This window comes from Pseudomonas sp. Sample_14 (genome assembly GCF_004307515.1).
In the GTDB taxonomy this organism is placed as follows: Bacteria; Pseudomonadota; Gammaproteobacteria; order Pseudomonadales; family Pseudomonadaceae; genus Aquipseudomonas; species Aquipseudomonas atacamensis.
In genome coordinates, this window is record NZ_RCOC01000026.1 from 187782 (window position 1) to 207698 (window position 19917).

Annotated in this window: 25 protein-coding genes; 15 read left to right on the forward strand and 10 right to left on the reverse strand. The window is 58.8% G+C overall.

Features of this window, described 5'->3' with window-relative positions; translation table 11 throughout:
• Positions 1-136 precede the first annotated feature (136 nt).
• From D8U61_RS06400 to D8U61_RS06410, 3 genes are all read left to right on the forward strand, one after another.
• Positions 137-355 (forward strand): DUF2970 domain-containing protein, encoded by a 219-nt coding sequence (locus tag D8U61_RS06400; RefSeq protein ID WP_016774481.1) that lies wholly within the window; start codon positions 137-139, stop codon positions 353-355.
• Between the two features lie 472 nt (positions 356-827).
• Entirely contained in the window at positions 828-2486 is a 1659-nt protein-coding gene (locus tag D8U61_RS06405) for a nitrite/sulfite reductase (RefSeq protein WP_024012729.1), read from the forward strand.
• Positions 2470-2964, forward strand: a complete 495-nt coding sequence (locus D8U61_RS06410; protein WP_016774480.1) for a DUF934 domain-containing protein — start codon at positions 2470-2472, stop codon at positions 2962-2964. Before D8U61_RS06405 ends, D8U61_RS06410 begins: the two co-directional genes overlap by 17 nt.
• A gap of 64 nt (positions 2965-3028) precedes the next feature.
• Here the strand turns inward: D8U61_RS06410 and sohB are convergent, their stop codons facing one another.
• Positions 3029-4060 (reverse strand): protease SohB, encoded by a 1032-nt coding sequence (gene sohB, locus D8U61_RS06415; RefSeq protein ID WP_016774479.1) that lies wholly within the window; start codon positions 4058-4060, stop codon positions 3029-3031.
• 204 nt (positions 4061-4264) lie between these two features.
• On the opposite strand from sohB, the gene D8U61_RS06420 reads away from it, so the two are divergent.
• On the forward strand, positions 4265-4975 hold the full coding sequence (locus D8U61_RS06420; protein ID WP_016774478.1) for a histidine phosphatase family protein: 711 nt from the start codon (positions 4265-4267) through the stop codon (positions 4973-4975).
• Positions 4976-5038: 63 nt separating this feature from the next.
• Positions 5039-5356 (forward strand): SCP2 sterol-binding domain-containing protein, encoded by a 318-nt coding sequence (locus D8U61_RS06425; protein ID WP_024012726.1) that lies wholly within the window; start codon positions 5039-5041, stop codon positions 5354-5356.
• Positions 5357-5434: 78 nt separating this feature from the next.
• Here D8U61_RS06425 and D8U61_RS06430 read toward each other — a convergent pair whose 3' ends face one another.
• The 6 genes from D8U61_RS06430 to D8U61_RS06450 form a co-directional block, all read right to left on the reverse strand.
• Positions 5435-5941: a hypothetical protein gene (locus D8U61_RS06430; protein ID WP_130926609.1), complete on the reverse strand. Its 507-nt coding sequence runs from the start codon at positions 5939-5941 to the stop codon at positions 5435-5437.
• 95 nt (positions 5942-6036) lie between these two features.
• Positions 6037-7074, reverse strand: a complete 1038-nt coding sequence (locus tag D8U61_RS06435; RefSeq protein ID WP_130926610.1) for a hypothetical protein — start codon at positions 7072-7074, stop codon at positions 6037-6039.
• Positions 7075-7086: 12 nt separating this feature from the next.
• Positions 7087-7386: a hypothetical protein gene (locus tag D8U61_RS28030; RefSeq protein WP_240996755.1), complete on the reverse strand. Its 300-nt coding sequence runs from the start codon at positions 7384-7386 to the stop codon at positions 7087-7089.
• Complete coding sequence (locus D8U61_RS28035) at positions 7383-7730, reverse strand: PAAR domain-containing protein (RefSeq protein WP_306663184.1); 348 nt, start codon at positions 7728-7730, stop codon at positions 7383-7385. The genes D8U61_RS28030 and D8U61_RS28035 overlap by 4 nt, the downstream gene beginning before the upstream one ends.
• Positions 7731-7796: 66 nt before the next feature.
• The gene (locus D8U61_RS06445) at positions 7797-8291 is read right to left on the reverse strand and encodes an RES domain-containing protein (protein ID WP_016774476.1); all 495 of its coding nucleotides are present in this window, start codon (positions 8289-8291) and stop codon (positions 7797-7799) included.
• Complete coding sequence (locus D8U61_RS06450) at positions 8288-8764, reverse strand: MbcA/ParS/Xre antitoxin family protein (RefSeq protein ID WP_024012725.1); 477 nt, start codon at positions 8762-8764, stop codon at positions 8288-8290. Before D8U61_RS06450 ends, D8U61_RS06445 begins: the two co-directional genes overlap by 4 nt.
• A gap of 350 nt (positions 8765-9114) precedes the next feature.
• Between D8U61_RS06450 and D8U61_RS06455 the strand changes: the two genes are divergently transcribed.
• The 3 genes from D8U61_RS06455 to D8U61_RS06465 all read left to right on the forward strand — a co-directional run bounded on the left by D8U61_RS06455 (position 9115) and on the right by D8U61_RS06465 (position 12309).
• Complete coding sequence (locus D8U61_RS06455) at positions 9115-9978, forward strand: LysR family transcriptional regulator (protein ID WP_024012724.1); 864 nt, start codon at positions 9115-9117, stop codon at positions 9976-9978.
• 112 nt (positions 9979-10090) lie between these two features.
• Complete coding sequence (locus D8U61_RS06460) at positions 10091-11236, forward strand: SRPBCC family protein (protein ID WP_130926611.1); 1146 nt, start codon at positions 10091-10093, stop codon at positions 11234-11236.
• On the forward strand, positions 11233-12309 hold the full coding sequence (locus tag D8U61_RS06465) for an SMP-30/gluconolactonase/LRE family protein (protein ID WP_130926612.1): 1077 nt from the start codon (positions 11233-11235) through the stop codon (positions 12307-12309). Before D8U61_RS06460 ends, D8U61_RS06465 begins: the two co-directional genes overlap by 4 nt.
• A 109-nt stretch (positions 12310-12418) precedes the next feature.
• Here D8U61_RS06465 and D8U61_RS27760 read toward each other — a convergent pair whose 3' ends face one another.
• Both D8U61_RS27760 and D8U61_RS06470 read right to left on the reverse strand, forming a co-directional pair.
• Positions 12419-12583 (reverse strand): hypothetical protein, encoded by a 165-nt coding sequence (locus D8U61_RS27760; RefSeq protein ID WP_165368399.1) that lies wholly within the window; start codon positions 12581-12583, stop codon positions 12419-12421.
• A 98-nt stretch (positions 12584-12681) separates the two neighbouring features.
• A complete protein-coding gene (locus D8U61_RS06470; protein WP_016774470.1) occupies positions 12682-12936 on the reverse strand; it encodes a DUF465 domain-containing protein in 255 nt (84 codons plus the stop codon).
• Between the two features lie 204 nt (positions 12937-13140).
• On the opposite strand from D8U61_RS06470, the gene D8U61_RS06475 reads away from it, so the two are divergent.
• Positions 13141-13662, forward strand: a complete 522-nt coding sequence (locus D8U61_RS06475) for a DUF4142 domain-containing protein (protein ID WP_016774469.1) — start codon at positions 13141-13143, stop codon at positions 13660-13662.
• Between the two features lie 56 nt (positions 13663-13718).
• Here the strand turns inward: D8U61_RS06475 and D8U61_RS06480 are convergent, their stop codons facing one another.
• Positions 13719-13982, reverse strand: a complete 264-nt coding sequence (locus D8U61_RS06480; protein WP_130888758.1) for a hypothetical protein — start codon at positions 13980-13982, stop codon at positions 13719-13721.
• Between the two features lie 260 nt (positions 13983-14242).
• On the opposite strand from D8U61_RS06480, the gene D8U61_RS06485 reads away from it, so the two are divergent.
• From D8U61_RS06485 to D8U61_RS06510, 6 genes are read left to right on the forward strand one after another with little or no spacing between them, the layout of a single operon-like run.
• Complete coding sequence (locus D8U61_RS06485) at positions 14243-15094, forward strand: STAS domain-containing protein (RefSeq protein WP_016774467.1); 852 nt, start codon at positions 14243-14245, stop codon at positions 15092-15094.
• A 4-nt stretch (positions 15095-15098) separates the two neighbouring features.
• Entirely contained in the window at positions 15099-15461 is a 363-nt protein-coding gene (locus tag D8U61_RS06490) for an STAS domain-containing protein (RefSeq protein ID WP_016774466.1), read from the forward strand.
• Entirely contained in the window at positions 15458-15862 is a 405-nt protein-coding gene (locus D8U61_RS06495) for an anti-sigma regulatory factor (RefSeq protein WP_016774465.1), read from the forward strand. The genes D8U61_RS06490 and D8U61_RS06495 overlap by 4 nt, the downstream gene beginning before the upstream one ends.
• Positions 15859-16872: an ATP-binding protein gene (locus D8U61_RS06500; protein WP_130926643.1), complete on the forward strand. Its 1014-nt coding sequence runs from the start codon at positions 15859-15861 to the stop codon at positions 16870-16872. The genes D8U61_RS06495 and D8U61_RS06500 overlap by 4 nt, the downstream gene beginning before the upstream one ends.
• On the forward strand, positions 16865-17740 hold the full coding sequence (locus D8U61_RS06505; protein ID WP_024012718.1) for an ATP-binding protein: 876 nt from the start codon (positions 16865-16867) through the stop codon (positions 17738-17740). Before D8U61_RS06500 ends, D8U61_RS06505 begins: the two co-directional genes overlap by 8 nt.
• Positions 17730-19673, forward strand: a complete 1944-nt coding sequence (locus D8U61_RS06510) for a response regulator (protein ID WP_130926613.1) — start codon at positions 17730-17732, stop codon at positions 19671-19673. The genes D8U61_RS06505 and D8U61_RS06510 overlap by 11 nt, the downstream gene beginning before the upstream one ends.
• The last annotated feature ends 244 nt before the right edge of the window (positions 19674-19917 follow it).

The following is a 19917-nucleotide window of genomic DNA, read 5'->3' on the forward strand; positions in this document are numbered from 1 at the left end:
TGGAGCGACAGCACATCACTGACGCCGCGCTGTCCGGCGGTACATGGCTATATCCCGTGCGCAAAAGTTGTAACGCGGCATCCGTGACCACAGCGATTGACTATGCTTCGGGGGACGATTTTTCGCAGAGGGATTTATGGACGATCCAGTCGACAACAAACCGCCGAGTTTTTGGCAGATGCTGCACAGCGTCATGGCCGCGGCGTTCGGCGTGCAAAGCGGCAAGAACCGGGAAAGGGACTTTACCCACGGCAAACCCAGCCACTTCGTGATTCTCGGCGTTTTGTTTACAGCCGTGTTTGGCCTGACGCTGTTTGCCATCGTCAAACTGGTGTTGTATCTGGCCGGGGTGTGATGGTGCCAGGCCGGGCACCGACTCGAGCTATCCGGGCCCTGAAAGAAAGGCCCGGAACGCTGATTTTTACTGATGGCTGACCCAGAAGACCGCTGTTCCTACAACGAGAATGATCAGGAACAAAATGGCCCACGCGTCGACGCTGCTGTCGCTTTTCCTGGCTTTGGTCGGGTTGCTCATTGCATCGCCTCTTGTCGGTTTTATCGGTGATTGCACAAAGACTCGATCACAGTTAAGACGATGATTGTCCGCACGACAAATGTGGATTAGATGACCGGCATTCGCGTTAGGCGATTTGGTTCTTTACATATACTCAAACATCACTTTTGCGCATAACTGCAAACGGGTATATTGCCCCGGCTCCGTGACGGAGTGCGCGGCCGTGCGCGCAGAATTGCAGAGGCAACATCGGACTCCAGCAAGCGAAAACGCAGCGTTTTCCGAGTAGCCCAAGCCTGAGAACAGGACTTATATGTACGTATACGACGAGTACGATCAGCGGATCATCGAGGACCGCGTCAAGCAGTTCCGTGATCAGACCCGACGCTATCTGGCAGGTGAGCTGAGCGAAGAAGAATTCCGCCCCCTGCGCCTGCAAAATGGCCTGTACATCCAGCGTTTCGCGCCGATGTTGCGCGTGGCGGTGCCTTACGGCCAGCTCACTTCGCGCCAGGTGCGCATGATGGCCAAAATCGCCCGCGACTACGACAAGGGCTATGCCCACATCAGTACGCGGCAGAACGTGCAGTTCAACTGGCCTGCGGTGGAAGACATCCCGGACATCCTCGCTGAACTCGCGACCGTTCAGATGCACGCGATCCAGACCAGCGGCAACTGCCTGCGCAACGTCACCACCGACCAGTTCGCCGGTGTCGCTGCCGACGAAGTGATCGACCCGCGTCCATGGTGCGAGATCGTCCGCCAGTGGACCACGTTCCACCCGGAATTCGCCTACCTGCCGCGCAAATTCAAGATCGCTGTCAACGGCTCGACCAGTGACCGCGCTGCCATTGAAGTCCACGACATCGGCCTGGAACCTGTCTACAACGCTGCTGGCGAGCTGGGTTTCCGCGTGCTGGTTGGTGGCGGCCTCGGTCGTACGCCGGTGGTGGGCGCATTCATCAATGAATTCCTGCCTTGGCAAGACCTGCTGAGCTATCTCGACGCCATCCTGCGTGTGTACAACCGCTACGGCCGTCGCGACAACAAATACAAGGCGCGGATCAAGATCCTCGTCAAGGCGCTCACGCCTGAAGTGTTCGCGCAGAAAGTCGATGCGGAAATGGAGCACCTGCGCGGTGGCCAGACCACGCTGACCGAAGCCGAACTGCATCGCGTCGCCAAGCATTTCGTCGACCCGGACTACAAAACCCTCGACAACCAGACTGCGCAACTGGCCGATCTGGACCAAGAGCATCCGGGTTTCGCCCGCTGGCGCAGCCGCAACACCCTGGCGCACAAGAAACCCGGCTATGTGGCTGTGACGCTGTCGTTGAAGCCGACCGGCGTTGCCCCTGGCGACATCACCGACAAGCAACTCGACGCCGTCGCCGATCTGGCCGAGCGCTACAGTTTCGGTCAACTGCGCACCTCCCACGAGCAGAACATCATTCTTGCCGACGTCGAGCAGAGCCAGTTGTTCACCCTGTGGGGCGAGTTGCGTGAAGGCGGTTTCGCTACGCCGAACATCGGCCTGCTGACCGACATCATCTGCTGCCCAGGCGGTGACTTCTGCTCGCTGGCCAACGCCAAGTCGATCCCGATTGCCGAATCGATCCAGCGTCGCTTCGATGATCTGGACTACCTGTTCGACATCGGCGAGCTGGACCTGAACATCTCCGGTTGCATGAACGCCTGCGGTCATCACCACGTCGGCCACATCGGTATTCTCGGCGTGGACAAGAAAGGCGAAGAGTTCTATCAGGTCTCCCTCGGCGGCAGCGCCAGCCGTGATGCGAGCCTGGGCAAGATCCTCGGCCCGTCCTTCGCACAGGAAGCCATGCCTGACGTGATCTCGAAGCTGATCGACGTGTACGTTGAACAACGCACCGAAGACGAGCGCTTCATCGACACTTATCAGCGTATTGGCATCGACCTCTTCAAGGAACGCGTCTATGCAGCGAATCATTAAGAACAACGAAGTCGTCGACGAAACCTGGCATCTGTTGCCGAAGGATTTCAATATCGATGAAATCAGCAACTGCGACGATCTGATCGTGCCGCTGCAGCTGTGGCGCGAACACAGCCGCATGCTCCTGGCCCGCGACGGTGGTCTGGGTGTGTGGCTGGATGCTGATGAAGAGGCCGAGGAAATCGGTGAGGACGTCGCCAAGTTTCAGGTGATCGCCTTGAACTTCCCGGCGTTTACCGACGGCCGTAACTACTCCAATGCCCGTCTGCTGCGTGACCGTTATGGTTTCAAAGGCGAGCTGCGTGCGATTGGCGATGTACTGCGGGACCAATTGTTCTACATGCATCGCTGCGGTTTCGACGCCTTTGCCATTCGCGCGGACAAAGACCCGTACGAAGCACTGGAAGGCCTCAAGGACTTCTCGGTGACTTACCAGGCTGCCGCTGACGAACCACTGCCGCTGTTCCGTCGCCGCTAAGCGTCGGACGTTGTTGCAGACATAAAAACGCCGGTCATGTGACCGGCGTTTTTATGTCTGCGGTTTACCAGAAGCGTTGCTGGGTAAGACGGCTCCACCAGCTCAACAGCACGCGGTCCACCGAACCGCTGGCGGCCATGCCGATGCGTTCCTGCAGGCTTTTGCGCTCGGCGTAGTGCAGATGATAGACCTCGGCCTGTTTGGCCTTCTGTGCCAGGTATTCATCGCTGGTCTTCAGTTCGTCCACCAGTTGGTTTTCCAGCGCAGCGATACCGAGCCACACCTCACCGGTAGCCACCTCATCGATCGCCAGTTGCGGGCGATAACGGGCGACGAAGTTTTTGAACAAGCGATGGGTAATGTCGAGGTCTTCCTGAAACTTCTCGCGACCCTTTTCGGTGTTTTCACCAAACACGGTCAGGGTGCGCTTGTACTCACCGGCGGTGAGCACTTCGAAATCGATATCGTGCTTCTTCAAAAGGCGATTAACGTTGGGCAATTGCGCGACCACGCCGATCGAACCGAGGATGGCGAACGGAGCGCTGATGATCTTGTCGCCGATGCACGCCATCATGTAACCGCCGCTGGCCGCGACCTTGTCGATGCACACGGTCAGTGGCACGCCCGCATCACGGATTCGAGCCAGCTGCGACGATGCCAGACCGTAGCTGTGCACCATGCCGCCGCCACTTTCCAGACGCAGAACCACTTCGTCTTTCGGCGTGGCCAGGGTCAGCAGCGCGGTGATCTCGTGGCGCAAGCTCTCGGTGGCGGAAGCCTTGATATCGCCATCGAAGTCGAGCACGAACACCCGGGATTTGGTCTCAGGCTTGTTCTTTTGCTTCTTCGCGCTTTTTTCTGTTTTCGCTTCGCCCTTGCGCAATGCCTTGAGCTGATCCTTGTCGAGCAGGGTCTGCTCCAGGCGTTCACGCAGGCCCTTGTAGAAATCGTTGAGCTTGCTGACCTGCAACTGGCCCGCCGATTTGCGCCGGCCCTTGCTGCGCAATGCAGCAAAACTGGCCAGCACCACCAGAATGGCGATCACCAGCGTGACGGTCTTGGCCAGGAAGCTGGCGTATTCGGTGAAAAAATCCACAGAGACTCCTCAAAGCAATGCGTGACGGTGTATTACACGCGGAATGGCTCCAGCATACCCATGCGCTGGCTCATCGGCCAGCCGTGAAACCTCTGGCAACACGCCTGTAACGGGCATTTCAAACAAGCGTATGTTTTTTCATTGACAGCCTTACGCCATCCTCATAACCTCGCCTGACCTTCAACGTACCGGGACGACGCGGACGTGGGCAGCATCTACTTGATACGACATGGCCAGGCCTCCTTTGGTGCAGACGATTACGACGTGCTGTCGCCGACCGGTGTGCGTCAGGCAGAAATCCTCGGCCAGCACCTCGCCGACCTCGGTATCAGCTTCGATCGTTGCCTTGCCGGTGACCTGCGTCGCCAACAGCACACGGCCACCAGTGCACTGGAGCAATTCAGCGCCAGAGGCCTGCCGGTTCCAGTCCTCGAGACCGATTCCGCCTTCAACGAATTCGATGCCGATGCGGTGATCCGCGCTCTGCTCCCGGCCATGTTGCCGGAAGAGCCGGAAGCCCTCGACATCCTGCGCAACGCCGCGCAGAACCGCGGTGAATTCCAGCGCATCTTCGCCCTGATCGTCGAGCGCTGGCTTGCCGGTACCTACGACACACCCGGACTGGAAAGCTGGCTGGGTTTCGTCGAACGGGTTCAAGCCGGGCTGCACCGCATCCTCGACCTGGCGGAAAAAAACCAGAAAATCGCCGTGTTTACCTCCGGCGGTACCATCACTGCCCTGCTCCACCTGATTACGCAAATGCCTGCCAGACAGGCCTTTGAATTGAACTGGCAAATCGTCAACACCTCGCTCAACCAATTGAAGTTTCGTGGTCGCGAGGTGGCTCTGGCTTCCTTCAACAGTCACGCACACCTGCAACTGCTGAAGGCCCCGGAACTCATCACTTTTCGCTGAGTCCGGCTTACTGTGACCCTGGCTGTAACCACCCAGCTCCCATGACCAAGAAAGGATCGAACCATGACCTCCGTAGCTGATGCCGTAAAAGCAATGCAAGCCAAGTTCAACCCAGCCGCCGCTGCCGGTCTGGACCTGGTCTTCGGTTTCAACATCACCGACGAAGACAAGCAATACGCACTGATCGTCAAAGACGGCACCTGCGAAATTCAGGAAGGTGAAAACCCGGACGCCAACTGCACGCTGGTGCTGGACAGCCAGACCCTGAAAGACATCGTCAGCGGCGAAACCGACGGCATGCAGGCCTTCATGGGCGGCAAGCTGCGCGTTGAAGGCGACATGATGCTGTCGATGAAACTGTCCGAGCTGTTCCCTTCGTAAGAAGCTTCTTGGTAAAACACAAATCCCGCTTATTGGCGGGATTTGTCGTTTCAACCATTGAAGACATGGCAACGTGAGTTAACGCTTGGCTGAAGCCGTCCCATCAAGCTCTTTTTTTACCTGAAGGTATGCCGCCTCTTCATCACTTTTTTCGATCAGATTCGAAGCCATCGAGCGGGGCAAGAGTTTCTTTTCTGTCACGTCCCAATCGATCGTAACGACCACAGTCTTGTTTGCAAACGTGATGAAAAGCCAATAGGAATCCACCGGCCTGTCAGGCTCGGCAAATGAACTATAGGCATACCGTATCTGGCGGTGCAGGTCCGGCGTATTCAGAATGAGATCTTCGGTGTCCAACCTCGGAAACTGTCGCCCTACAGCGAATAACGCTTCTGTCAAGAGAACATCATTCTCAATATGTCGCAAACTTTCAGGCCTATTGCGCAGCATGGTCACTGGGCTCTCTTCAGGCGGAGTAACCATGAGACGCGGGCGATACATACCTGAACTGAACCACCGGCTGGCGTCGAAACGGTTTTCTTCCGGACTCCACGGGCCGTAATACATCATTACTTTGGCTGGCATCTGGGCTTCCTTGGCGTAAATAAATAGTCCTGCAAAGCTGACAGCAATCAACAAGACACATAAGACGTGACGTTTGCCTATAAGCTTCAGGAGCGTCATAGCGGTTTATAGGCAAGCAGGTGTTTGGGTACGCCGTCCGGTGTATCACCTGATCGAACGTCACGATGTGCGCCTAAGGCATCCAGCGGAAATCCAATCTTCCGTTCATACAATGCTCGGCTGTCATCGTGCGCCAGCAAATTGCGCTCTTCTTCAGAGACTGTTGGCGTTGGCGCCTGCGGCGCCAGTTCATCAGGTAGTTGCGCCGTTGGGTCTTTGAGGGTCTTGCGATGTTCGATCAGCTTTCGTTCATAAGCGGTTTTTCGACTCAAATAATTCCGCATCGCTCGCCCATCAGCTGCTTCTCTTTCACGAATTCCCGGCACAGATCCCCGTTCTGCGGCAGTACCATAAGTTGTGTCGTAGTTGCTGCGTCTTGGAAATGCCCACACGGTGGTCCGGGTCGCATTAGCAAGAATCTGCGCCAAGCTACGCTCGTAATGAGGATCTTCTGTTTCATTGACCTTGAAGTCGGCATCGATACCCAAACCTGTGCGACAAGCGTAGGAGTGAATTTTCGCACCATAGGCAAACGCTTCGGGTTTGAACATATTCGCCTGTGCATCACGCAGACGGTAGCTATCGTTTTTATCCAGCTCGTAGCCCAACTCGATACTGCCCACCACACCATGGGAAAAAAAGTCGAGCTGTTTGATCTCGCGCCCGCGGCGTTGCCGAGCTGCGATGAAATCCACAAGACCGGATATCGAGTCCATCTCTCGGTACTGGGCCCCGTGCTGATTTTCGACAACGTCCTTCAAAGCCGTCAGCAAGTTCTCCGGATAGTCATTTTTGAAAATCAGAAATACACGCTGGATCGTGAAGTTTGGAGTGCCGGTTGGATACTTTGTGAGTTGGCGGATACCCTGATTGATAAAGCGCATCTTGTTGCCCTTCTGGCCACGAACCTTTTCATAAAGGGACATGTAAGACGCACCCACAACCGTTACGTAATCCTGTGCCAGCGTACCTTTCACTTGGGTCGTTGTATGTTGATCGCTTGTTCGAGCTTGATTCTTTTTGGGGGCTGCCACCTGCCACCTCCCTTAGTAATCTAGGCCGAGCGCGTCGAGATGGGCGGCAGCTTCCTTACCCCACTGCACAACTATCGAAGTCGGGTTGGCCGTAAACACTCGCGCGGCGTTACCATGACTATCGGTATGGCCTACGAGACGCTGACCGTCACCCGTTTCGATGCAATAGAGCATGTCGGGAATAGCTTCGCCAGTGGCCTCATCAACCAGTTGGAAGCGCTCGCTGTGTTTAGGAACAGTGATAATCGGGGAGAAAGGTGCGGAACCGACCTGGGTGCCGACAAAAACGTCGCCAGAGCCCGTGATTATCATGCCTCCGTGGGCCGTCGCACTGCCCAAGAAAGCATAGGCTTGCCATTGATCAAAATATTGCTGATGCCTTCGGTGACAGTGTCTCCGCACGCTGTGGTGTCTCCGACACGCAAAACTGGCATTCCATTGATGTTTACATCACCGGAACCGCTGTTACCGGGATTGGTGCCATGGCCTGTGATCGGGCATGCATTAAGATCGCTGAGTCGAGCGGCAGGCTTTGCCATCTTTAACTTCCTTGTAGTAAGCGTGGGCGCGAAATGTACCGGATCTTTATATTGGTTGAAAGCCTGAATCCAGACGTAGAATGCGAGCCGCCGCGAATGTAGCTGGCAGCGACTCATCGGCCCTTGATCGCTCCCGGAACCTGGAAATTGTCGTGTCGGATTCGCAGGCCCACACAAATACGATCAACCCTCCTGCAACAACCGCGTATCCAGCCCAAACCGCTCTTGCGAAACCATCCTGAACTGACCCTCCGCCAGATCGCAACTCACCAGCAAATTCCACGAGTGCCGGGTGGCTACCGAAGGCACCAGAACAAATGGATGTTCAGCCAACAGTGCATCGGCAAACTTTCGCTGGTTGGGTGAGGTTTTGATCGGGGTGAGCCAATGCGGATTAGGCACATCTTCCGGTTGCACGATTCTGACGCTGGCGTCGTGGGTGATTTCAAAACAGGTCAACACATAGGGTTCCTGATCAAGCGCATCGAAGCTGCCATGGGCGGCCACCTCCAGTATCGCCGTGGAGGGGTCGACCGACGCATAAACGACTCTGCGGCCGGGCGTATTCCAGCGGCCGCCGTCCCGTTTCGATCCGAGGCCGCTGTCCCAGGTCTCGCTGTACACCTCGCGATCCAGCCGCCAGGCGTACCAGCGATCATCCCAGGGCAAGGGATTCATTGATAAACCCCGTATTTGATCTGGTTCAGATACTCCTCCACCATCCTGAAGCCCAGCGCATGTCCAACCAGATCGAGCGGCACATAACCGTAGAAGTAAGTAGCGCGTTGCTCCAGCCATGACTCGGCCTTGGCCTGACGCCCGAATACTTCGATGGCCAGTTCCAGCGCAGCGGCATATTGGTAGGCGATGACGCTCTGCGGCGTGTCCAGGCGCACCGACGCGCCTTCCTTGAGCAGGCGTCGCACGGTTCTCACGGATTTGCCGGTGATACGTTTGACCATCTCTCCCTGTTGGTACAGCTCGGAGGTTGCGATCATGTTCACTACATCAAGCAGCTCAAATCCTTCGCTTGTGCAGCGCAGGATGAGCATCGGATCGTCGCCGGTATCCTGTCCACGCAACAGCAACTCCAGAGGTTTGCCCTCGAGCTTCTTCAAGCCCGTGAGCCGGGGCACTTTGGCGCTCGGCATGGCAACGTCCTCCGAGGGACACCTGGCGCGATCGTCGCGCCAGTAATGGCGAGGCGAGTAAGCAGGCGTATGGCTTTCAATCAGTGGGATTCGCATAGTCCATCCTTTGTCCGGGTCCAGAGCGATCTGTGCGCTCGATGACTTCAATGTCAGGACTGATCCTATAGACCCGGCGTCCGACGACCAACCTGAAAAAGTCGTCGGAAATATCCCCAAATCTGATCAAAACGCTCCTGTTTCCGTAGGACTCAAACGCAATTTTCAGCGGTTCAATCCGTTGTTGCTTTCAGGTTGGGGAGAGAGCCTTTTGACTTACAATGCGCTCCACCTCCAGACACCGGCCCTGCCCCATGGACATCGACCTCGCTCGCACTTTCCTCGAAATCGTCCGTCACGGCAGTCTCGCCGCCGCTGCGCAGAAGCTGTTCGTCACGCAGACCGCCATCACCGCGCGGGTGCAGAAACTCGAAAGCCAGTTGGGCAGTACGCTGTTCGTGCGCAATCGCGCCGGGGCGAAGTTGACGGCCAATGGCGAAGCGTTCGTGATCTACGCCAATCAACTGGTGCAGACCTGGGAAGCCGCGCGCCGCGACTTGCCGCTGCCCGAGGGTTATCACAACGTTCTGCATATCGGTGGCGAGGTCAGCCTGTGCAACCCGTTGATGCTCAGTTGGGCGGCGGAACTGCGCGAGAAAATCCCCGGCCACGCACTGCGCATGGAAATTCGCGATGGCGAAAATCTGCTGCGTCAGCTCGAACTCGGTGTGCTCGATGCCGCGCTGGTTTATCAGCCGGAATACTGGCCGGGTCTGCAGGTCGAGCAAGTGCTGGAGGAAAAACTGATTCTGGTGCGCGCGCCCGAGCGTCCGGAGCCTTACGTCTACATCGACTGGGGCCCGGATTTCCGCCGCCAGCACGACGCCGCCCTGCCGGAAAAAGCCAAAGCCGCGCTGAGCTTCAACCTTGGCCCGCTGGCCCTGCAATACATCCTCGAACATGGCGGCAGCGGCTATTTCCGCACTCGCGTTGTGCGCACTTACCTGGAGACCGGCGCCCTGGAAGCCGTCACCAAAGCGCCGGAATTCGGCTATCCGACCTATCTGGTGTATTCCCGTGATCGCGACTCGGCAGTGCTGCAGCAGGCCTTCGATCTGTTGCGCGAAGTGATCCGCACCGATGACGACTGGTCGCAGCGCTGGAATCCGTTGAGCTGACGGACAGCCTCAGTCCAGAGCATGGCGCTTAAGGCCGCAAGGTTCGCGCTGCACAAGTCAGCGGATCGGCTAATCTGCCGGGTATAACAACAATACCCGCAGGTGAAACGCATTGAGGCAGACCACCGAGGCATTCCGCAGCCGCTACCGGGCGGCCATTCATCCTTTGTACAACCCATGGCTGCATGGCGCGTTCGTGCTGCTGTTCGGCATTTTCGCCGTCGCTGCGTTCTGGCGCACGGTGCATTCAGTGAGCTGGCTGGAATGGCTGACGGTGCCGCTGAGCCTGTTGTTGTTCAACTTCGGCGTATACATGGTCCATCGCCATTTGGGCCATCACAAAAAAGCTTTCGCAAAGATGTTCTACGCGCGGCATGCCGGCGACCATCACAGTTTTTTCACCCCCAGGCACATGACCTACGACAGCGCGCGGGACTGGCGGGTGATCCTGTTTCCAGCCTGGCTAATCGTCATTCATACGCTATTGATCACCCTGCCGCTGTGGTGGCTGCTCGCGCAGGTCAACGCCAATGTCGCCGGGCTGTTTGCCGGGTGCATGGTGCTCGGTTATCTACTCTATGAGGTGTTCCATGCCTGTGAACATCTGCCACCGCAAAATCCGTTGACCCGCTTGCCATGGATCCGCCAGATGCGCCGTCTGCATGAACTGCATCACCGACGCGAGCGCATGCAGGAGCGCAATTTCAACATCGTTCTGCCCTTGATGGACTACCTGTTCGGCACGCTGTACCTCGAGCCGGAACCCGCCCCTTTGAGTAATTCGCAAATGCCCATGACGCGCATGCAGCACCAGATCGATATCGCCGGCGAGCCGGTCGCTGTGCTGGCCTATGCCGCCAGCGTCAGTCACTGGCCGGACTGGCATCCCTCCTCATTGAAGATTGACGGTCCGCACGGTCCACTCCATGCCGGTGCGCGTTTCGAAGAGGATATCCATGCCGGCGGACGTGCCGGTCACTTGCGCTGGGAAGTCACTGAATATCTGCCGGGCCGGCGCTGGTGCGCACGCGCGCAAAGTGATCAGGGCCTGTCCCTGCGTTTGACTTACGAGTCCTCGGCGGAGGCTGGTGGCACGCGATTCGTGCGTACGCTGGAATATCGCTTTGACGGTTTGCTCATGCGTCTGGCCAATCGCCTGTTACTCAAGCGACGCATCGAGCGCGAATCTGCCGCGTCCATGCTTGCCCTGCGCGACACGACCGCGCAGTACATCGGCGCGGCGAGGGCCAGCGCGTGAAATTACGTTATCTGCTGTGCCTGCTGATCGTTCTGGTCATCGCCTTCTTGTTGTTGCTGCCAACCAAAGTCGAACCGGTAGCATGGACACCATCACCGGCGCCCTCGTTGAAAGACGGCATCTACGCGGACAACCGGCGCCTCAAAGCTGTGGCGAAGGTCGGGCCAAGCGACATCGAAGGGCCTGAGGCGCTGCTGCTGGAAGACGAATTTCTCATCACCGGATTGCATGACGGAAGGCTGATCCGCAGCAGCCTCGACGGCGCGCAGCGCAAGGTCCTCGCCGACACCGGTGGCCGTCCCTTGGGCCTCGCCCGTCATCCGAACGGCATGCTGGTGATCGCCGATGCGGTCAAAGGCTTGTTGTCGCTGGATGCGCAGGGCCGCGTGATCCCCTTGACCACCGAGGCCAACGGCGTGCCATTTGGATTTACCGATGATGTGGCGGTCGACAAGTCAGGCCACTACGCCTACTTCAGCGATGCCTCGAGCCGCTGGGGCTATGGCCATGACGGTGAGGCGATCATCGAGCACGGCGCCGACGGCCGTTTGCTGCGTTACGACTTTCAGAGCGGCAAGACCAGCGTCTTGCTCGACAAGTTGCAGTTCGCCAACGGCGTCACCCTTGGCCCCGACGAAGCCTATGTGCTGGTCAATGAAACCGGTGCTTATCGCATCAGCCGCTACTGGCTGAGCGGGCCGAAGGCCGGTACCCATGATGTGTTCATCGACAACTTGCCGGGGCTTCCGGACAACCTCTCGTTCAATGGCAGCAATCGCTTTTGGGTAGCGTTGTACGCGCCGCGCAACGCATTACTCGACGGCACCGCGCAGCACCCGTTCGTGCGCAAGATGATCGTGCGGGCGTTGACGGTTTTGCCCAAGCCTGTCGAAAAGCGTGGGTTTGTGCTGGGACTGGATCTGGACGGCAAGGTGATTGCCAATCTGCAGGACGCGAGCGATGGCAATTATTCGCCGATTACCACGGTGCGCGAATATGGGCAGTGGTTGTATTTCGGCTCGTTGAAGGCGAGGCATATGGGGCGGATGGGGTTGGATGCGGCGCTGAAGTGAGCCTGCGGGATTTGCGGGGGAATGGACTTGCGTCTTCGCGAGCAGGCTCGCTCCCACAGGGGAAACGAATTCCAAATGTGGGAGCGAGCCTGCTCGCGAAGGCGGCCTGTCAGTTGCTGGACCGGTCGAACTTCTCCGGATCTTCATCCTCCGGCAGTTCTTTCACCGTTTTTTCCGGATGCGCTGTGGTATGCGCCGGGCTGTTGGGTTCAGGGCGGGTCGGAATCGGGTCGAAGCCGCCCTGCTCCTCACTGGGGAATTTCGGATCGTTCATGAGGCACCTCGCAACGAGTCGATGGTTTGCAGACTCTGCACATTGGAGGTGCCGCGGGGGTCGCCGTTCCCTTCGGATGGCGACCACGGGTCAGGTAATTACTGACCGGTCAGCGGCTGCCCGGCCAACCGGGCGACGATCTGCTCCTTGACGATCACGCGCTTCTCTTTGAGCTTCTTCAATTCGTCGTCACTGGGGGCGTCTGACTGGGCGTTCTCGGCCTCGACCACTTCAGCATCCACCTCGAAATACTTGTTGAGCAGCGAATCCAGCTTCGCATCCTCGGAGCGTTTTTGCTCGATCTCTTCCTTCTTGCAGCCCAGGTCCTGATACAGATCATGTGAAACCGGCATGAAACACCTCCATCAAATTGATCGACAACCAGCGCGACCGATGCGCTGACTCGTTATCAGCATGGCCTTGCGCAATGGCTTCTGTCGACACCCTGTCAGACCAGCGGTTGCCGTTCGTCGCCCTGTCGTAAATGCAATAAAACCTTTGGCTTGTGCCTTCGCTCCATTGGATAACGCTCACAAAAACCTGCGTGGAGACACCCAATGGACGGATTCAACCTGCGTCATCTCGCTCTGGCTGTTGCACTGTCTGCCGGCATGGGCAGCGCCTTTGCCGCGACCGACAATGACTTTGTCGATAACGCCGCCGCCGGTGGCATCGCTGAAATCGAAACCAGCCGCCTGGCTCTGGAAAAAAGCCAGTCAGCTGACATCAAAGCCTTTGCCAACCAGATGATCACCGATCACAGCAAAGCCAACGATGAGCTGGCAGCAATTGCCAAGGCCAACGACATCGAAGTCCCGGACACCACCACCCTGGTCAAACAGGCCAAGGAAAAGATTCTCGACATGCGCGATGAATCCTTCGATGCGGCCTACGCCAACAACCAGGTCAAGGCTCACGAAGAAACCATCGAGCTGTTCAAGAAGCAGGCAAACACCGTGACCGATGACAAGGCCAAAGGCGCCACTGAACTGAAAGCGTTCGCGCAGAAGATGCTGCCAGCGCTGGAAAAACACCTGGCCCACGCCAAAGAGCTGCAAGCCAAACATCCGAGCAAGTAACCGCCCGGCAATAAAAAGGCCGCATCCTTCGATGCGGCCTTTTTGCGTTTCAGCGATCAACCGCCATCGGTGTCGATATCGGCGTCGGTGCTCTCGCCCGGTTCAGGACGGTCCGGGTCAGGCTTGAAACCGGGGCTGAAGTCGTTGCTGTTGTCACTGTGATGCTGCTTCTGATCGACCTCGGCAGCCGCGCTGTCCGCCTGTCCTTGTTCAGCCGGCGCGGGGGTATTTTGTCCCGGTGTCTGCGGGCCGATGGCCGGGTCGTTGCGGTTAATTGACTCTGAGGACTGATTTTGCTGTTGCGGCGCTTGCTCGTTCATATCCACCTCATTCATAGTCCTGCCTCCTTCTTCCAGCACGACTGGAAAACGTCGGGCATGCAGATTCGAAGCCTGACGCAGCAGATTCGTTCAAAACATCGTTGCCTGTTGCCACGCCGACTAGAGTTACCGGGGCGTTCGACGCGGCAGGCAGAAAAATTCGCTGCTTAATGAACAACTATTTCAAGCGGCAAATGTCAGTCAATTCGCGCCGGTCATTTCGCTGAGCCGGCACCATTACGTAACGGAGCGACACGCACATGGCAGCACTGCAGAACAGCACAGTTGAAGCAATCAGGAACAACCAGGCTCAACTGCTGAGCGAATGGACCAAACGCCTCGAAGCCAGCGGCGCCACGCGCAATCTCAAGGAACACGACCTCGCGCAGCAAACCCGCGACTTGCTCTCCCTGCTGCTGGCCGGTCTGGAAAACGGCAACGGCAGCAAGATTGCCGCCGCAGGCTGGGAAGACACCCGTCAGTTTCTTGAAAAGCTGTCGCAGAGCCGCGCCCTGCTCGGCCAGGATTCCCAGCAAACCGCCAACTTCATCTTCGCCCTGAAGGGCCCGTTGTTCGCCCTGCTGCAAAACCATTATCAGGACCAGCCGGCACTGCTCGCCGAGCAACTGCTGGAAGTTTCCGAACTGCTCGACACAGTCGGCATGCACACCATCGGCACCTTCCAGAAATCCCGTGAAGCGGTGATCAAGCGTCAGCAGGAAGAGCTGCTGGAACTGTCGACGCCGGTGGTCAAGCTGTGGGATGGCGTTCTCGCCCTGCCAATGATTGGCACACTCGATTCGCAACGCACCCAGGTAGTCATGGAATCGCTGCTGCAACGCATCGTCGACACCGGTTCCGAGATCGCCATCATCGACATCACCGGCGTGCCGACCGTCGACACCCTGGTCGCCCAGCACCTGCTGAAAACCGTGACCGCGATTCGCCTGATGGGCGCTGATTGCATCATCAGTGGCGTGCGTCCGCAGATCGCCCAGACCATCGTTCACTTGGGTCTGGATCTGCAAGGCGTTGTGACCAAGGCCAACCTGGCCGACGCCTTGAAACTGGCCCTGACTCGCCTGGGCATCAGCCTCGGCAAAGCGGTCTGAGCCGATGGAACGTATTCCGATTCTTCAAATGGGCGATTTGCTGCTGGTGACCATTCAGGTCGACATGCACGACCAGCTCGCCATGACCCTGCAGGACGATCTGTCCGAGCGCATCAGCCGGACCTCGGCCCGTGGCGTGCTGATCGACATCTCGGCGCTGGACATGGTCGACTCGTTCATCGGACGCATGATCGGCACCATCTCGGGGTTGTCGAAAATCATGGACGCCGAAACCGTGTTGGTCGGCATGCAGCCGGCCGTGGCGATCACGCTCGTTGAGCTGGGCATGACCTTGCCGGGCGTCAGCACCGCCCTCAACGTCGAACGCGGAATGAAACTGCTGCAGGATCGAGTACGCCTGCAATGACCGTACGCAGCAGTGGTACTCAACCCATCCTGATCGAACAGGACGTGGTACTGGCCCGCCAGACCACGCGCAAGCTCGCCACCGAATGCGGCATGCGCCTGATCGACCTGACCAAACTGGTCACTGCCGTCAGCGAGCTGGCGCGTAACACCATGGTCTATGGCGGCGGCGGCGACATGGATTGGCAGATCCTCGAGGAAAACGGCCGGGTCGGTTTGCGCATCACCTTCCGCGACGAAGGCCCGGGCATCCCCGATATCAAACTGGCGATGACCGACGGCTGGACTTCCGGCAGCGGACTAGGCCTCGGCCTGACCGGCGCCAAGCGCCTGGTCAACGAATTCGAACTCGACACTGAGCCCGGCAAAGGCACGCGCATTACGATCACACGATGGACATGAATATCACCGGGTCGTTGACCCAGGTTCTGCCGATCGAGGACAGCAGCCAGATCGGCCACGCCCGGCGCACCGCGCAGAAACTCGCCGAGCAGCATGGCTTCGACGAAAACGATGCCGGCCGCGTGGCACTGGTCGCGACGGAACTTGCAAGCAACGTGCTCAAGCATGCCCAGCGCGGCGAGTTTCATCTGCGTGTGCTGACTCGTCCGGATAACGGTTTCGGCATCGAAATGCAGACCGTGGATCGGGCGCAGGGCTTTGATCTGGATGCCTGTCTGGCGGATGGCTTTTCCACTGGCGGCACACAAGGCATCGGCCTCGGCGCCGTATCGCGGCAGACCAATGTCTTCGATGTCTACGCAGACCACCGTGGCGCGGTGTTGCTGGCGCGAATTTTTCCGCGCAGCGATCGTCAGGCCGATATCCGCTTCGGCGTCAGCCAGCATTCGCTGCATGCCGATCCAGCCTGCGGCGATGTCTGGCATCTGACGTATGAAGGCTCGCGGATCAGCGCGCTGGTGGTCGATGGCCTCGGCCATGGCGAGGACGCCGAACGTGCCGGCCTGGCCGGGGCCCAGGCATTCGCCCGGGCACCGTTTGCCGATCCAGTGGTATTGATGGAAGACCTGCATCAGGAAATGCTCGGCACTCGCGGCGGCGCAGTCGCTTTCGCGCAGTTCGACAGCCAGCGCGATGGTCTGACCTTCGCCGGTGTCGGCAACATTGGCGCCAGTCTGCTCGAGGCTGGCAAATCCCGTGGCCTGGCCTCGCATCCCGGTATCGTTGGCGGCCAGTACCGTAAAGCCAAACCCTTTGACTATGCTCACGTGAACGGACATTTATTGATCATGTACAGCGACGGCTTACAGTCCCGTTGGAATCTCAAAGACTACCCCGGACTGGTGCATCGCCATCCCGCCGTGATAGCCAGCGTCCTGCACCGCGACTTCTGTCGCGGTCGCGATGACGTGACGGTGCTGGTCGTTGCTCTGGAGGCCGCTCATGGCTGAATCGACTACCTTGAGCCATGCCGAACAGGCGGCGCTCATCGCTCAGTTGCAGCGCGAAACCACTGCCCTGCGCGAAGAGCTCGATGAAACCAACCAGGGCGTGCTGGCGCTGTACGCCGAGCTCGACACTCAGGCAGAAGAACTGCGTCAGGCATCGGATTTGAAGAGCCGCTTCCTGTCGTACATGAGCCACGAATTTCGTACGCCGCTGGGCTCGATCCTGAGCATCAACAGTCTGCTCGCTGACGAACTCGACGGCCCGCTCAGCCCTGAACAGCACAAGCAGGTAGCCTTCGTCAGCACCGCTGCCCGCGAGCTCAGCGACATGGTTGATGACCTGCTCGATCTGGCGAAGATCGAAGCCGGGCGCATCAGCATCTCGCCGGCCTGGTTCGACATGTTCGACCTGTTTTCGGCCCTGCGCGGGATGTTCCGGCCAATCGTCGATGCTTCGGCGGTGGATCTGATCTTCGAAGAGCCGCTGGGCCTGCCGCGCCTGTATACCGATGACAAGAAGCTCGGGCAGATCCTGCGCAACTTCATTTCCAACTCGCTGAAATTCACCACCCGTGGCGAAGTGCGCGTGTCGGCGCGACTGGAAGGTGAAGACAAGGTGCGCTTTGCCGTCAGCGACACCGGCATCGGCATCGCGGCCGAGCTGCATGACACGTTGTTCGAAGACTTCTCCCAAGTCGATTCGCCATTGCAGAAACGTCTGCGCGGCACCGGTCTGGGTCTGTCACTATGCAAGCGTTTTGCCGCCCTGCTCGGCGGTGAAGTCGGGGTAGACAGTACGCCGGGCGTGGGCTCGACGTTCTTTGTCATCATCCCGCTGGCAATCGCTCTGGAGAACGTCGATGAATCGTGACATCCGCCTGTTGATCGTCGATGACAACGTCGCCACCCGTTACGCCCTGCGTCGGCGCCTGGAGCGCCACGGCTACACGGTGCTCGAAGCCGGCACCGGCAGCGACGGCCTGGCCCTGATCGAGAGCGAAGCCCTTGATGCGTTGATCCTCGACGTCAACCTGCCGGACATGAGCGGTTTCGACATCGTCCGCCTGTTGCGCGCCGACCCGCGCACCGCGCTGCTGCCGGTGATTCATGTGTCAGCGGCGTCGATCCAGACCGGCGACATCATCACCGGCCTCAACGCGGGCGCCGATGCTTATCTGATTCACCCGGTCGACCCCGATGTGCTCTTGGCGACGCTGCGTACCCTGCTGCGGGTGCGCGACACGGAAAATGCCCTGCGCGAAAGCGAGGCGCGTTTCCGCGAGATCTTCGCCAACGTCTCGGCGCCGATCGCCGTGCTCGATGCCAATCTGAAAGTGCATGAGTGCAATCACGCATTCGCCCAATTGATCGTCGATAACCGCGATCCGCAAGCGCTGCGTGAATGCTTTGCCGAAGATCAATGCTCGATCCTCGATGAACTGCGTCTGCGTCTGGTCGACGGCGAGCGCTGGAAAGGCACGCTGAACATGCGCGTGCAGGGCGAGATTCGCGAGACGCAATGGCAGATTTCGCCGTATCGCACGCCAGAGCTGAGCCTGGTGTTCGTCGAGGACGTCACCGAACACCGCCACCGCGAGCGCTCGCATCTGGCGCGGCTGGATGACACCACCACGCAGCTGGCCAAGGAAGTCGCCGAGCGCGTGCACGCCGAAGCGCAATTGCTGCAAGTGCAGAAAATGGATGCACTGGGCAAGCTCACCGGCGGTATCGCCCACGACTTCAACAATCTGCTGACCGGGATCATCACCAGTCTGGAACTGATCCAGAAACGCGTGGCTGATGAGCGTCTGGACAAGGTGCAGTTCTACACCGAAGCAGCGCTGAACTCAGCGATGAGCGCGGCCTCGCTGACCCATCGTCTGCTGGCATTTGCCCGTCAGCAGCCACTGGATACGCGCCCGGTGGACATCAACGAGCATGTCCGCTCGCTGGAAGAATTGCTGGTGCGCACCATCGGCGAGCGCATCACCCTCAAGCTGGAACTGACCAACAAACCGGCGATTGCGCTGGTCGACCCGGTGCAGCTGGAAAGCGCCGTGCTCAACCTGGTGATCAACGCCCGCGATGCACTGCCCTCCGGCGGCAATATCTGGGTCAATACTTACGCCGCTTATTCCCACGGCGATCCGAATCTGGCCGATGGCGCGTACGTGGCATTGTCGGTACGCGACGACGGCACCGGCATCGAACACAACGTGATCGACAAGGTGTTCGAGCCGTTCTTCACTACCAAGCCGCTGGGCCAGGGCACCGGGCTTGGTCTGTCGACGATTTACGGCTTCGCCCGCCAGTCCGGCGGTGACGCGCACATTCGCAGCGTTGCCCGCCGTGGCACCGAAGTGACGATCATGCTGCCCGGCACCAACGACCCGACCGGGGCCGACGCGCCTGTGCCGGTGCCTGATGCCAAAGGCAGTGGCGAACATGTGCTGATCGTCGAGGACATGGCCACGGTGCGCTTGTTCGTTACCGAAGTGCTGGAAGATGCCGGCTATCGCTGCACGCAAGCGGCGGATATCGAATCGGCGCTGGAGCGCTTGCAGAACGACCCGTCGATCAATCTGCTGCTGACCGACGTCGGCTTGCCGCGCATGAGCGGCCGTGAACTGGCGGATGTTGCCCGTGGCTGGCACGAAGGGCTGCCGATCCTGTTCATGACCGGCTACGCCGAAACCGCGCTCAACCGCCAGGTCTTCCTCGGCACCGGCATGGACATGCTGGTCAAACCGTTCCAGATCAGCGAACTGCTCGACAAGGTCCGCCGCACGCTGGATGGCGCCTGAACTGACACACATCCCCGTGTAGGAGCGAGCCTGCTCGCGAAGGCGTCCGTCCAGTCAGCTCATCTGCGGCTGACATTCCGCTTTCGCGAGCAGGCTCGCTCCCACAGGGGGTCTGCTGTGTTACCACTTTATTGGGTACAGCCTGCAAAACTGTGGGAGCGAGCCTGCTCGCGAAGGCGTTCGTCCAGTCAGCTCATCTGCGGCTGACATTCCGCTTTCGCGAGCAGGCTCGCTCCCACAGGGG

What these genes read in the sequence shown, in the direction of transcription:
- D8U61_RS06455 (WP_024012724.1), top strand. Translation starts at nt 9,115, where the DNA reads ATGGACATCGACCTCGCTCGCACTTTCCTCGAAATCGTCCGTCACGGC.
- D8U61_RS06485 (WP_016774467.1), top strand. Translation starts at nt 14,243, where the DNA reads ATGGCAGCACTGCAGAACAGCACAGTTGAAGCAATCAGGAACAACCAG.
- D8U61_RS06490 (WP_016774466.1), top strand. Translation starts at nt 15,099, where the DNA reads ATGGAACGTATTCCGATTCTTCAAATGGGCGATTTGCTGCTGGTGACC.
- D8U61_RS06505 (WP_024012718.1), top strand. Translation starts at nt 16,865, where the DNA reads ATGGCTGAATCGACTACCTTGAGCCATGCCGAACAGGCGGCGCTCATC.
- D8U61_RS06400 (WP_016774481.1), top strand. Translation starts at nt 137, where the DNA reads ATGGACGATCCAGTCGACAACAAACCGCCGAGTTTTTGGCAGATGCTG.
- D8U61_RS06425 (WP_024012726.1), top strand. Translation starts at nt 5,039, where the DNA reads ATGACCTCCGTAGCTGATGCCGTAAAAGCAATGCAAGCCAAGTTCAAC.
- D8U61_RS06410 (WP_016774480.1), top strand. Translation starts at nt 2,470, where the DNA reads ATGCAGCGAATCATTAAGAACAACGAAGTCGTCGACGAAACCTGGCAT.
- D8U61_RS28030 (WP_240996755.1), bottom strand. Translation starts at nt 7,386, where the DNA reads ATGATAATCACGGGCTCTGGCGACGTTTTTGTCGGCACCCAGGTCGGT.
- D8U61_RS06480 (WP_130888758.1), bottom strand. Translation starts at nt 13,982, where the DNA reads ATGAACGAGCAAGCGCCGCAACAGCAAAATCAGTCCTCAGAGTCAATT.
- D8U61_RS06450 (WP_024012725.1), bottom strand. Translation starts at nt 8,764, where the DNA reads ATGCCGAGCGCCAAAGTGCCCCGGCTCACGGGCTTGAAGAAGCTCGAG.
- D8U61_RS06445 (WP_016774476.1), bottom strand. Translation starts at nt 8,291, where the DNA reads ATGAATCCCTTGCCCTGGGATGATCGCTGGTACGCCTGGCGGCTGGAT.
- D8U61_RS06500 (WP_130926643.1), top strand. Translation starts at nt 15,859, where the DNA reads ATGAATATCACCGGGTCGTTGACCCAGGTTCTGCCGATCGAGGACAGC.
- D8U61_RS06430 (WP_130926609.1), bottom strand. Translation starts at nt 5,941, where the DNA reads ATGCCAGCCAAAGTAATGATGTATTACGGCCCGTGGAGTCCGGAAGAA.
- D8U61_RS27760 (WP_165368399.1), bottom strand. Translation starts at nt 12,583, where the DNA reads ATGAACGATCCGAAATTCCCCAGTGAGGAGCAGGGCGGCTTCGACCCG.
- D8U61_RS06470 (WP_016774470.1), bottom strand. Translation starts at nt 12,936, where the DNA reads ATGCCGGTTTCACATGATCTGTATCAGGACCTGGGCTGCAAGAAGGAA.
- D8U61_RS06510 (WP_130926613.1), top strand. Translation starts at nt 17,730, where the DNA reads ATGAATCGTGACATCCGCCTGTTGATCGTCGATGACAACGTCGCCACC.
- D8U61_RS28035 (WP_306663184.1), bottom strand. Translation starts at nt 7,730, where the DNA reads ATGAGTCGCTGCCAGCTACATTCGCGGCGGCTCGCATTCTACGTCTGG.
- D8U61_RS06495 (WP_016774465.1), top strand. Translation starts at nt 15,458, where the DNA reads ATGACCGTACGCAGCAGTGGTACTCAACCCATCCTGATCGAACAGGAC.
- D8U61_RS06405 (WP_024012729.1), top strand. Translation starts at nt 828, where the DNA reads ATGTACGTATACGACGAGTACGATCAGCGGATCATCGAGGACCGCGTC.
- D8U61_RS06475 (WP_016774469.1), top strand. Translation starts at nt 13,141, where the DNA reads ATGGACGGATTCAACCTGCGTCATCTCGCTCTGGCTGTTGCACTGTCT.